At 56.2% G+C, this 11,887-nt stretch carries 16 protein-coding genes; 12 read left to right on the forward strand and 4 right to left on the reverse strand.

What is annotated here, in order from left to right:
• Nucleotides 1–345: 345 nt before the first annotated feature.
• The 3 genes from ACXWUF_RS10515 to speA form a co-directional block, all read right to left on the reverse strand.
• The gene (locus ACXWUF_RS10515; RefSeq protein ID WP_458494629.1) at nt 346–546 is read right to left on the reverse strand and encodes a DUF433 domain-containing protein; all 201 of its coding nucleotides are present in this window, start codon (nt 544–546) and stop codon (nt 346–348) included.
• Nucleotides 547–682: 136 nt separating this feature from the next.
• Nucleotides 683–1,429 (reverse strand): HNH endonuclease, encoded by a 747-nt coding sequence (locus ACXWUF_RS10520; RefSeq protein ID WP_458494630.1) that lies wholly within the window; start codon nt 1,427–1,429, stop codon nt 683–685.
• A 44-nt stretch (nt 1,430–1,473) separates the two neighbouring features.
• On the reverse strand, nt 1,474–3,339 hold the full coding sequence (gene speA, locus ACXWUF_RS10525; RefSeq protein WP_458494631.1) for a biosynthetic arginine decarboxylase: 1,866 nt from the start codon (nt 3,337–3,339) through the stop codon (nt 1,474–1,476).
• A gap of 163 nt (nt 3,340–3,502) precedes the next feature.
• Here speA and speE point away from each other — a divergent pair, with 163 nt between their 5' ends.
• The 6 genes from speE to ACXWUF_RS10555 all read left to right on the forward strand — a co-directional run bounded on the left by speE (nt 3,503) and on the right by ACXWUF_RS10555 (nt 6,365).
• Nucleotides 3,503–4,360: a polyamine aminopropyltransferase gene (gene speE / locus ACXWUF_RS10530; RefSeq protein WP_458494632.1), complete on the forward strand. Its 858-nt coding sequence runs from the start codon at nt 3,503–3,505 to the stop codon at nt 4,358–4,360.
• Nucleotides 4,361–4,381: 21 nt separating this feature from the next.
• Nucleotides 4,382–4,645, forward strand: coding sequence for a DUF4404 family protein (locus ACXWUF_RS10535; RefSeq protein WP_458494633.1), 264 nt, complete (start codon nt 4,382–4,384; stop codon nt 4,643–4,645).
• A 143-nt stretch (nt 4,646–4,788) separates the two neighbouring features.
• The gene (locus tag ACXWUF_RS10540) at nt 4,789–5,124 is read left to right on the forward strand and encodes a hypothetical protein (protein WP_458494634.1); all 336 of its coding nucleotides are present in this window, start codon (nt 4,789–4,791) and stop codon (nt 5,122–5,124) included.
• Between the two features lie 50 nt (nt 5,125–5,174).
• Nucleotides 5,175–5,651 carry a hypothetical protein gene (locus ACXWUF_RS10545; protein WP_458494635.1) on the forward strand — a complete coding sequence of 159 codons (477 nt, stop codon included), beginning with the start codon at nt 5,175–5,177 and terminating at the stop codon, nt 5,649–5,651.
• A gap of 106 nt (nt 5,652–5,757) precedes the next feature.
• Nucleotides 5,758–5,967: a hypothetical protein gene (locus ACXWUF_RS10550; RefSeq protein ID WP_458494636.1), complete on the forward strand. Its 210-nt coding sequence runs from the start codon at nt 5,758–5,760 to the stop codon at nt 5,965–5,967.
• A complete protein-coding gene (locus ACXWUF_RS10555; protein ID WP_458494637.1) occupies nt 5,967–6,365 on the forward strand; it encodes a PIN domain-containing protein in 399 nt (132 codons plus the stop codon). Before ACXWUF_RS10550 ends, ACXWUF_RS10555 begins: the two co-directional genes overlap by 1 nt.
• Before the next feature lie 344 nt (nt 6,366–6,709).
• On the opposite strand, the gene mtgA is transcribed toward ACXWUF_RS10555, so the two are convergent.
• Nucleotides 6,710–7,405 (reverse strand): monofunctional biosynthetic peptidoglycan transglycosylase, encoded by a 696-nt coding sequence (gene mtgA, locus ACXWUF_RS10560; protein WP_458494638.1) that lies wholly within the window; start codon nt 7,403–7,405, stop codon nt 6,710–6,712.
• Nucleotides 7,406–7,546: 141 nt separating this feature from the next.
• Here mtgA and ACXWUF_RS10565 point away from each other — a divergent pair, with 141 nt between their 5' ends.
• The 6 genes from ACXWUF_RS10565 to hisG all read left to right on the forward strand — a co-directional run.
• A complete protein-coding gene (locus ACXWUF_RS10565; RefSeq protein WP_458494639.1) occupies nt 7,547–8,368 on the forward strand; it encodes an ABC transporter ATP-binding protein in 822 nt (273 codons plus the stop codon).
• Between the two features lie 31 nt (nt 8,369–8,399).
• The gene (mlaE, locus tag ACXWUF_RS10570; RefSeq protein ID WP_458494640.1) at nt 8,400–9,182 is read left to right on the forward strand and encodes a lipid asymmetry maintenance ABC transporter permease subunit MlaE; all 783 of its coding nucleotides are present in this window, start codon (nt 8,400–8,402) and stop codon (nt 9,180–9,182) included.
• Nucleotides 9,182–9,685 (forward strand): outer membrane lipid asymmetry maintenance protein MlaD, encoded by a 504-nt coding sequence (mlaD, locus tag ACXWUF_RS10575; RefSeq protein WP_458494641.1) that lies wholly within the window; start codon nt 9,182–9,184, stop codon nt 9,683–9,685. The genes mlaE and mlaD overlap by 1 nt, the downstream gene beginning before the upstream one ends.
• Before the next feature lie 7 nt (nt 9,686–9,692).
• Nucleotides 9,693–10,010, forward strand: coding sequence for an STAS domain-containing protein (locus tag ACXWUF_RS10580; protein ID WP_458494642.1), 318 nt, complete (start codon nt 9,693–9,695; stop codon nt 10,008–10,010).
• 127 nt (nt 10,011–10,137) lie between these two features.
• Nucleotides 10,138–11,403, forward strand: a complete 1,266-nt coding sequence (gene murA, locus ACXWUF_RS10585) for a UDP-N-acetylglucosamine 1-carboxyvinyltransferase (protein ID WP_458494643.1) — start codon at nt 10,138–10,140, stop codon at nt 11,401–11,403.
• Nucleotides 11,404–11,425: 22 nt separating this feature from the next.
• A partial coding sequence (hisG, locus tag ACXWUF_RS10590) for an ATP phosphoribosyltransferase (protein ID WP_458494644.1) occupies nt 11,426–11,887 on the forward strand: 462 nt, incomplete at its 3' end.

Consider the following 11,887-nt stretch of genomic DNA (forward strand, 5'->3'; position numbering starts at 1 on the left):
CCCTATCAAGGAGGCGATAATACGGTCATCGGTGATAGTGTTGAACTTTTCGTAGATCATTGGCTGAAGTGGTTTCTATGGCCGGACGATGGCTAATCAATTTAGCTAAAATACCATTTTATGGCATTGGGTACATATCTACTAAATAACGCATAATAAACCTCCTAACTTAAAACCAGCCGTCGGCTTCAATCAAGTCGATAAGTTCTTTTACCTTCACCGTAACTTCCTAAGTTTGCTCGTTTTCCCTCGCCGCCTGGGAATGCAGTATGGTAGGCTGGGTTGAGGCACGAAACCCAGCGCAACACGCGAATAAGCTGGGTTTCCGCAAAGCTCCAACCCAGCCTACGGCCCTTCTTTGGTTTCTTCCAATGCCGCTATAACCTGTTCGTGGGTTACGGTTGGGAAATCATCCAGGAAATCCGCTAGCGGGTGCCCTGCTTCCAGATAATCCATCAAGGTTTGGAATGGAACGCGGGTGCCCAGGAAGACCGGGGTTCCGCCCATGATTTCGGGATCGCTGTGGATGGTGGAATGATGATTCATGTTTCACCTCGGGAATTAGGTTTTTGCTCGTTCCCACGCGCCGCGTGGGAATGCCGTTTCAGCGCGCCGCGCTGTGGGTGGTATCTCGGCCCGCAGCGCGGGTGGAATGCATTCCCACGGTGCCCGTGGGAATGAGCTAACCATAATGCGCTCGTCTATGACAATTCGGGCAAAGTGCGATGGCATTCTCAACAGTATCCTCACCATTATCGGAAAGTGGTTTTTGGTGATGAACTTCAAGATATGGGCTACCGTCCGATTTCCGATTAAACGGAGCAGGTTGCTTGCACTGTTCACAATATCCTTTTGCGCGTATTAATACTTCAGCAACCACATCTGGATTCCGATTGAACACAGTAGCGACAACGCTTAATTTTTCTGGAATCCGAGAGGCATTTTTCAGTCGTTTTTGGCGGGTTGCTGATGTGTCCATCAAGGACTTTTTTACTGCTTCCTCAAGCTTGGCATTTGTTGAGGATAAGAGTTCTTTTTCAGTAGCTTCAACAGATACCCATCCAAGAGTTTCTAAAGCCTTTGCAACATTCGGAAGCATCTCCCAAATAAAACCTTGGCGCGTGTTATGCCCAATTGACCAAATAGACCACCAGCGCGATGAGCCATCATCCCTTTTATCTGCTGCATAGCCGGTTACATCGCAGAATAAATGGCCGAGTCCCCCATATTGCCTGTTTACAATTGGATAGCCACCTTGTATTGAGGCTAGTTCGGCAAGTTGGGTCGCATAAGCTGTCCGGTTAGGCGCATGATATTGAGCAATCAACAGTTTTCGCTGTATTTCATTTATCTGAGGCGCGATTTTTTCGAGACCGCTTACATAGTTTTCGACTGATAAATTCTGGCTCCACCGATATATCTTTTCCACGGTAGCTTACCCCTAAGCTATCAACAGTTAAACCACCCCAATATTCACTCCTCCAAATAAGTATACCCCCCCAACCCCGCCATCAACTCACTCTCAAACAACTTCCGCCTCTCCGCCGGTAACTCCGCCTCCAGCAATTTCTTATGATAAGCCCGCTTCAACTCCTCCGGGTCGATATGCACATACCGCAATAACTCATCCGCCCCATCGCCGCGCATCAAATCCACCAGCCGGAAACCGCCCTCGCCATCCAGCGCCACATTCACCGAATGGGTATCGCCAAACAGATTGTGCATATCCCCCAGAATCTCCTGATACGCCCCCACCAGGAAAATCCCAATCAAATACGGCTCGCCCGCCCGCCGCTCGTGCAAAGGTAACGTCGCCTCCAAACTCTGCCGGTCGATATAAGTATCAATCTGCCCATCGGAATCACAGGTCAAATCCTGAATCACGGCGCGGCGGGTCGGCTCCTCGTCCAGCCGTTGCAGCGGCATCACCGGAAAAATCTGGTCGATGGCCCAAGCGTCCGGCATGGACTGGAACAGCGAAAAATTGCAGAACACCTTGTCCGCCAGCCGGGTATTCAACTCGTCCAGCACCTCCCGATGCGCCCGCAAACGCACATCCAAACGGCGGCGCACCGCGTGGCACAGCGCCGCGTTGAGGCGCTCGGCCTCGGCCAGTTCGGCCAGGCTCAGCTTGCCCTGCACATACATGGCGCGGGCGTCGGCCAGATCGAATTGGGCGTCGTGGTAAATGCCCAGCGGCGAATCATTGGGCAGGCAGCGCAGACACTCGGCCAAGTCTTGCAGCGGCTTGGCGGCGGATTCCAACGGCGGGGCGGCGTCCTCGGCCACGGTTTCCACGTCGATGATGTTGGTGATCAGCACCGCGTGATGGGCGCTCATGGCGCGGCCCGATTCGGTCACGAGGTTCGGCTCGGGTAGGCCGTATTCCGCGCACATTTCCGAGAAGGCCCGCACGATGCTGTCGGCGTACTCGTCCATGCTGTAATTGATCGAGCAATCGCTGGTGGAGCGGGTGCCCTCGTAATCCACGCCCAGCCCGCCGCCCACGTCGGCCACCTGGATCGCCGCGCCCAACTTGTGGAGTTCGGCGTAATAGCGGCCCGCCTCGCGCAGGGCGGTTTTGATGTCGCCGATGTTGGCGATTTGCGAGCCCATGTGGAAGTGCATCAGCTTGAGCCAATCCTTGTGGCCCAACGCTTCCAAACGGCTGACCAGCTTGAGGATTTCCCCGGCGTGGAGGCCAAACTTGGATTTCTCGCCGCCGCTGTTCTGCCACTTGCCCGCGCCGATGCTGGCGAGCCGCACCCGCACGCCCAGTTGCGGTTCTAGCCCTAACGCGGCGGATTCGGACAGCACCAAATCCAGTTCCGACAGCTTCTCGATGACGATGAACACGTTCAAGCCGAGGCTGCGGCCAATCAGCGCCAGCCGGATGTAGGAGCGGTCCTTATAGCCATTGCAGACGACCGTGCCGCCTTTGGACAAGGCCAGAATGGCGAGCAATTCCGACTTGCTGCCCGCTTCCAGGCCGATGCCGTGGCGGATCAGGCCTTCCACCACGCCGCGCTGCTGGTTCACCTTGATGGGATAGACCGGCGTGTAGGTGCCCGAGTAATTGTGTTCGGCGCGGGCCTGGTCGAAGGCGGTTTGCAGTTGCCGCACCCGGTCGCCGAGGATGTCGGTGAAGCGCACCAACACCGGCAACGACAAGCCTTCGCGGCGGATGGCGCGGGCGATTTCAAACAGATCGACCTCGCCTTGGGCGGGATTCCGGCTCGGGTGGGCGACGACGTGGCCTTGGCGGTTGATGCCGAAATAGCCCTCGCCCCAGTGGTCGATGGCGTAGGTTTCGCGGGCTTGTTGGAGATTCCAGGTCATGGTGTGCGGGCAATGAAGGATGTTAATAATATGTAGGTCAGGCTTTAGCCTGAGCCTGCTGTTTTTTGTCGGGCTGAAGCCCGACCTACAGGAGCGGCGTCTTGGCTTGCTTATACCCCGATTATGTGGAAAATCGCCCGACTTTGCTATTTGAGGACTCCCCATGGTTAATGATTCAGGCTGGTTCGCAGAGGTTTATCCCAAGCACGGCAGCGCGTTTTCTTTCAAGGTCATCGAGAAGCTGGCCGAGGAGCAGACGCCTTTCCAGCGCATCGAAATCTTCGAGACCGAATGGTTCGGCACGCTGATGGTCATCGACGGCTGCACCATGGTGTCGGATCGCGATAACTTTCTCTATCACGAGATGATGACCCATCCGGCCCTGTACACCCATCCGAACCCGGAGCGGGTGTGGGTCATCGGCGGCGGCGATTGCGGCAGTCTCAAGGAAGTCTTGAAGCACCCGGAAGTGAAGCAGGCGGTGCAGATCGAGATCGACGAGCGGGTGACGCGGCTGGCGGAAATTCATTTCCCCGACCTGTGTACTTCGAACAATGACCCGCGTGCCGAATTGCTGTTCATCGACGGCATTCAATGGGTGAAGGACGCGGCGGATAACAGCGTGGACCTCATCATCGTGGACAGCACCGACCCGGTGGGACCGGCAGAAGGTTTGTTTAATGAGGCGTTTTACCGGGAATGCTTCCGCTGCCTGGGGCCGAACGGGATTCTGGTGCAGCAGAGCGAATCGCCGCTGTTCCACGCCGAGTTAATCAGCGATATGCGGCAAACCATGCGGAAGGCGGGTTTTGTGGACGCCCGCACCTTGTTCTTCCCGCAGTGCATTTACCCGTCCGGCTGGTGGAGCGGCACCATGGTGGGCAAAGCGCCGCTGACGGGGTTCCGGGAAGCCGACGCCCGCGCCAAACCGTTCGCGACGGCTTACTATAATGCGGACATTCACCAGGCCGCGTTTGTGGCCCCGGAGTTTTTCCGGGCTTTGGTGGCGCAAGAAAACTAGACGCTAAGAGGAATAACGAAGATGGCCGAGAAAGAAGTGAACGAAGCGCTGTTCAATCTCCGCAATGAAATTGAGCAATTGGGCGACAGCAACCCGGAATTGAAATCCACCTTGGAAGGTTTGTTGGAGGATTTGGAGGACCGGCTGGAAGCGACCGAAGACGAGAACCATCTGCATCTTGTGGAAGATATGAAGGAGGCGGTTTCTCAGTTTGAGGTGGAGCATCCGACGATTACCGGGATTGTTAATGAATTGATGGTGGCTTTGGGGAATATGGGGATTTGAAGAAGTTTGTTGGTTCCCAAACGGGGGGTGGGAACTAACGATGATCTCGTAAACATAATCCTGCTTATGGTGAGTTTTTGCTTGCGATTTCATAAAGGGTCTTTTTCCTTCTGCCAATATTATAACTTTGGGTGCTGAAAGCCATGATTCTTCCATACAATCAACAACAAACGACTTCGCCAATTAAAGAGTCACTGGATACCTTAATAAATGGTACAGAAAATGGAGTTCTATTGGCCGAGTCTCGTTCCTTTTCAGATGAAAAGGAACGGTATGAGTGGAAAACTCCATTTGAAATTTATGATGAATATCATAAGTTTTTTACGAGTAAGGGCGCTGAAATCTCAGGCTATCTAGGTCAGCCTAGTTCTTGCTCTGATGAGAGCTATGTTTGGAAAATAGATAATAAGAAAATTTCCTTGTTTATTGATTGGGGAGACAGAGATCTCCCAATTTATGTTTATCTTCATGCGACTTGACTTGTTTTTAGGTTCTGCGCACGCTTTTCATTAGATAATAGGAGGGTTTTATGCAGATTAATCCTTATCGGCGACTTCCAGCCCCGTTTCCCGCACCAGAATCTATGACAGTTGCAAACGCAAGTACATGGTATCGAGCCATGATTCCATTTATTCCAGATGCTATTGGGAGTGAAGCAGACGAATTTAAAAGCTTTGTCGCAGCCTGGGGAATGAAAAGCAGGTTACGCTTGGCAGCGGCTTTAGCGCTGTACGACCAACGGCTGGTCGCCAGATTCTTTGAGGCATTTCCATTGCCATCCGTTGAGGAATATATAGAAAAAGCCCGAGCAAATACTGGCGGTGATTTTGGTTTAGATGAAATCCTGTCCTTGCTTTTAACATTCTCTGAGAAGGAAAAATATGCATTTCCAGGTACTGTTGGCGGCATAAAAGACCCTATTGGATTTGAATATTCTGACGGACAGAGCACTTATGTATTTACAGAGGATGGTTGGAAGCAAAAGTCTTATCAGGCAGGGCCGTAGCACGGGTGATGCGCTGAGGCACGAAGCGCATCACCCGTGCATGATTTCCCAGCTTACGAAGCAAACCCAATAAAGCTAGAAGCCAGAAATTTTCTTGGAGAATGCCATGACCATCGTTGAGCAACTAAAGCACGAAGCCGAATTACTCCCAGAGCCGCTAGCGCACGAAGTATTGGACTTCTTGATGTTTGTGCGGGAACGCCATAAAGCACAATGGAAGCCCGGCTTGTTTGAGCGGACGGCGGGAGCTTGGCAAGGCGAGCCACTCGAACGCGCCCCACAAGGCGAACCAGAACAGCGGTTGGAACTGGAATAATGTGGCTACCCGATACCAACGCTTGGATTCGGTATTTGAATCCACGACCATCCCCGGTCAAGGCCAATTTTCGGAATCGTCCAGCCGATAAGATATTTCTCTGCGATATTGTAAAGGCCGAATTATATTTCGGTGCCTACAAAAGTGCGCGTCGGGATGAAAATCTGGCGTTACTTGATGATCTGAGCAAAGAGTTTCTATCGCTCCCCTTCGATGGTAATGCGGCCCGCCATTTTGGCCGGATTCGCGCTGCGCTTGCTAAGGCAGGCACTCCGATTGGCCCTTATGATTTCCAGATTGCCGCCATTGCGTTAAACCATAATTTCACCGTTGTAACTCACAACGTCCATGAGTTTTCGAGAGTGCCTGGATTAATCATTGAAGACTGGGAAATTTAAGTTCCGATATATCTAACTATTTGCTTTGCTGTGTCCAAGCTTGGGAAGTCGCCCGAAGAGTTAGGAGGATTTAACAATGATTGACGACCCCATTGTCGAAGAGATTAGGGCTTGCCGACAGGCACACGCCGCCCGATTCAATTATGACGTGGCGGCTATTTTCGCGGATATGCTTGATAGGGAGAAAAAGTCTACTCGGCCTGTGGTGACTCGCCAGCCGCGTAGGATTCTCAAAGACCGCGAAACTGAGGCTCAGGAACAGCCAGCATAGTTCGATTCGGGAAGCCGGAGCTTCCAAGAGCCGCATTCCCAAGCAGGAGCTTGGGAACGAGCGATTAACCCAGTCAAATATCCCCCAAATACCCCACCCCACCCAACTGCCGCATCTGCCGCAAAATCCACCCCCGCCGCTTCTGCACATACGCCGACGGTTTATCCGCTTTCAATAACACCGGATTCGGCAACACCGCCGCCAATAAGGCCGCTTCCCCCGCGCTGATTTGTGAGGCCGGTTTCCCGAAAAACAACCGACTCGCTTCGGCAATCCCATAAACGCCTTTCCCGAACTGCGCGATATTCAGGTATATCTCCAGAATCCGCTGCTTCGGCCATAACAATTCCATCCATGCCGTAAAATAGGCTTCCAATATTTTTCGGACATAACTTCGTCCCGGATACAGAAACAAATTCTTGGCCGTCTGCTGAGAAATCGTGCTAGCGCCGTGTAACCGTTTGCCATTTTGGTTATGCTCGAAAGCTTGCTCGATGGCCCGCAGATCGAAACCCAAATGCTCGGCGAATAGTTGATCCTCCGCCGCAACCACCGCCAGTTTCGCGTGAGGCGGGATGTCATTCCAAGGTATCCATTGATAATGCACCTGGAAATCTTTATCGCCCTGCCATAAGGCTTCGGCTTGGGCGAGTATCATGAACATACTCGCCGGGGGCGGAAACCAGCGCAATAAGATCATGGGAATCAGGGTCGCCAGCAGGAATATAAACAGGATGCGGCGGAATATCCGGGCGAGGCCGGTTTGCATGGTGGGGTATCCGGGAGTTTTAGGGCGGGTAGGGTGATTTCCTGGAAATATACCTGAAAACCGATTGAAGTTGACTGATTCAGGCGTGGCCCGCAAAATACGCCGCTTTTTCGATTCGACTAATTGGCGTTCCATCGGTACATGAGCGAAGGTTTCCCCGCGAGCGACGTGGTCATTTCCATTAGGAACATCGTGTTCAGCCGAGGCGCCCGGAAAATCTTCGACGGCGTCAGCCTGGATATTCCTCGCGGCAAAATCACCGCCATCATGGGGCCGAGCGGCACCGGCAAAACCACCCTCCTCAAACTCATCGGCGGTCAGTTGCGGCCCGACAGCGGCACGGTCCAGGTGGATGGGCAGAATGTCCACCAACTCGGGCTGCGGCAACTCTACGAACTCCGCAAGCGCATGGGCATGTTGTTCCAGACCGGCGCCTTGCTCACCGACCTCACTGTGTACGAGAACGTCGCCTTTCCCCTGCGCGAACACACCAAGCTGCCCGAGTCGATGATTCGCACCCTGGTGTTGATGAAGCTGCAAGCGGTGGGCCTCAGGGGCGCACGGGATTTGATGCCGGCCCAATTGTCCGGCGGCATGGCCCGGCGGGTGGCGCTGGCGCGGGCGATTGCGCTCGACCCGCTGCTCATCATGTACGACGAGCCGTTCACCGGCCAAGACCCGATTTCTATGGGCGTCTTGGTCAAGCTGATCCACGATCTCAACGATGAGCTTGGGCTGACCAGCATCGTGGTGTCCCATGATGTGAAGGAAACCGCCGCCATCGCCGATTACATCTACCTCGTGTCCGAGGGCAAGGTGGTGGGGCAGGGGACGCCCGCTGAACTCGACCGCTCGGATTCGCCCTGGGTGGGGCAGTTCATGCACGGTCTGGCCGATGGACCCGTGCCGTTCCATTACCCCGCGCCTGATTATGCGGCGGACCTGCTCGCCGAGCCTGCCTGATTCGATTTCTTTATTTTTGGCCCAATCCCTTATGCTTGGTTTCTTGCAGCGACTCGGCCACACGACCCTGAAGGCGCTTCAAACGCTGGGCCGGGCGCATCTATTTATTCTTCACGTTCTGGCCGGTTTGCCGGATATTCTCTTGCGGCTGCGCTTGCTCGTCGCGCAAGTGTATTCGGTGGGCGTGCTGACCGTGCTGCTGGTGAGCGTGTCGGGCCTGTTCGTCGGGATGGTGCTGGGGCTGCAAGGCTTCAACGTCCTGTCGGATTTCGGCGCGGAGCAAACCCTGGGCGTGATGGTGGCGGCCTCGCTGGTCCGCGAACTCGGGCCGGTGGTCACGGCGCTGCTGTTCTCGGGCCGGGCCGGTTCCGCGCTGACCGCTGAAATCGGTTTGATGAAAGCCACCGAACAGCTTTCCGGCATGGAGATGATGGCGGTCGATCCCATCAAGCGGATCATCGCGCCGCGCTTTTTCGCGGGGCTGCTGTCCATGCCGCTGTTGGCCGCGTTGTTCACCGCGATTGGCGTCATGGGCGGTTATTTCGTCGGCGTGGGCCTGTTGGGCGTGGACCAGGGCGCGTTCTGGTCGCAGATGCAGGACAAGATAGATTTTTTCGATGACGTGGTGAACGGCTTTATCAAAAGCGTGGTGTTCGGCGCCATCGTGACCTGGATCGCGGTGTTCGAGGGCTACGATTCGATACCCACGGCGGAGGGCGTCAGCCGGGCCACCACCCGTTCCGTGGTGTACTCCGCTTTCGCGGTGCTGGGATCGGATTTCCTTCTGACCGCTTTGATGTTTGGAAAAAATTGATGCACGTATCTAAGACAACCGAAATCTGGGTCGGCCTGTTCGTCGCCATCGGCTTGGTCGCCGTGTTCTTCGTGGCGATGCAGGTCAGCAATCTGGGCGAGTTGCGCACCGCCAAGGACAGTTACAAAGTGACCGCCCGGTTTGAGAATGTCGGCGGTTTGAAGGTGCGGTCGCCGGTCTCGGTCGGCGGCGTCACGGTCGGGCGGGTCAGCGATATTTCCTTCGACAACCAGACCTATGAGGCCGTGGTGGAAATGCACATCGACCCGGCCTTCAACACCTTGCCGGTGGACACCAGCGCCAGCATACTCACCGCCGGATTGCTGGGCGAGCAATATGTCGGCCTGTCGCCGGGCGGCTCGGACGAGCATTTGAAGGACGGCGACGAACTGGAATTGACCCAGTCGGCCATCGTGCTGGAACAGGTCATCAGCCGGTTCCTGTTCAACAAGGCGGAAAGCGGCGGCTCGGACAAGGGCGGCAACGCTCCGGCGGCGGATTGACGGGCGCATGGCCGATTTTGAATTGACCGACCGGGGCGGCTGCGAGTTTGGACTCGCTGGGGAATTGACCTTCGCCACGGCCACCGCCGTTCTCAAGGCGACCACGCAATTATTTTCCGATGGCGCTAATCTCCGTTTCGATTTGGCGGACATCAGCCGGGCCGACAGCGCGGGCGTGGCGCTGCTGATCGAATGGCTGCGCTGGGCGGACCGGGCCGAGGGCACGGTGCGGTTTACCCATCTGCCCGATACCTTGCGGGCAATTATCCGGGTGAGTGGGGTTCAGGCGCTGCTGACGTTTGATGCCACGGGAACCAGTATTTAAATCTTGTAGGTTGGGCTTTAGCCCGACACTGAATCAAGCGGGGCGATGGGGTCAGGCTAAAGCCCGACCTACAATCTTCGTCATCCGCACACAACTCGATTAAACCAACGTTATATAGAGACAACCGATGGACAAACTCATAATCGGCGGCGGCAAACCCCTCAACGGCGAGTTGCGTATCTCCGGGGCGAAAAATGCCGCGCTGCCCATTCTGGCGGCCACCCTGCTGTCGGAAACCCCCGTCATCATCGGGAATGTTCCCCACCTCCACGACATCACCACCACCATGGAATTGCTTGGGCGCATGGGCGTCGATTTGATGGTGGACGAGAAGCTCAACATCGAGGTGGATTCCAGCGTCATCAAGAATTACTTCGCGCCCTACGAACTGGTCAAAACCATGCGGGCCTCCATCCTGGTGCTTGGCCCCTTAGTGGCGCGGTTCGGCAAGGCCGAAGTGTCGTTGCCCGGTGGCTGCGCCATCGGTAGCCGCCCAGTGAATATCCACTTGCAAGGCTTGGCGGCGATGGGCGCGGAGATCAGCGTCAGGAATGGTTACATCCACGCCAGCGCCACTCGTCTTAAAGGCTGCCGGCTGGTGCTGGACCAAGTGACCGTCACCGGCACGGAGAACCTCATGATGGCGGCGGCGCTGGCCGAGGGCACGACCGTCATTGAGAACGCCGCCCGCGAGCCGGAAGTGGTGGACCTCGCCAATTTCCTCAACGAGATGGGCGCGAAGATTCACGGCGCGGGCACCGACGTGATGGAAATCGAGGGCGTCGAAGGCTTGTCGGCCAATGGTTTGCACTACCGCATCCTGCCGGATCGGATCGAAACCGGCACCTACCTGGTGGCGGCGGCGATGACCGGCGGCCGGGTCAAACTCAAGAACACCCGCCCGGAATTGCTGGACGCGGTATTGGGCAAGCTGCGCGAGGCCGGGGCCAAGCTCACCTGCACCGAGGACACCATCGAACTCGATATGCAGGGCAACCGGCCCCATGCGGTGTCGGTGCGCACCGCGCCATACCCGGCGTTCCCCACCGACATGCAGGCCCAGTTCACGGCCATGAACACCATCGCCGAAGGCGTCGGCGTCATCACCGAGACCGTGTTCGAGAACCGCTTCATGCACGTCCAGGAAATGCAGCGGATGGGCGCGGACATCACGGTCGAGTCGAATACCGCCATCATTCGCGGTCGCCCCGGCCTGAACGCCGCGCCGGTGATGGCGACCGACCTGCGTGCTTCGGCCAGCTTGGTGCTGGCGGGCTTGGTGGCGGAAGGTCAAACGGTGGTGGACCGCATCTACCACATCGACCGGGGCTACGAATGCATCGAAGAAAAGCTGTCCCAGCTCGGCGCGGAAATCCGCCGGGTGCCCCACTAACGGCATCGAGGGAGAATCACCCATGCTGACCCTGGCGCTTCCGAAGGGACGCATTTATGACGAGGCCGTGGCGCTGCTGGGCCGCATCGGCATCGAACCCACCGTGGACCCCGGCAAAAGCCGCAAGCTGATCGTGCCCACCAACCGGGACGATTTCCAATTGCTGATTATCCGCGCCAGCGACGTGCCCACCTATGTGGAATACGGCGCGGCGGATCTGGGCGTGGCGGGCAAAGATGTGTTGGTGGAGTACGACGCCACCGGGCTGTACGAGCCGCTGGACTTGGGTATCGCCCGCTGCCGCTTGATGACCGCTGGCAAGCCGGGCATGACCATTCAGCGCGGCGGACGGCTGCGGGTCGCCACCAAGTACGAGAAGACCGCCCACCGTTATTTCGCCAGCCGGGGCATTCAGGCGGAAATCATCAAGCTGTATGGCTCCATGGAATTGGCCCCGCTGGTGGGCCTCGCCGACTGCATCGTC

The organism is Methylomagnum sp., from assembly GCF_054333355.1.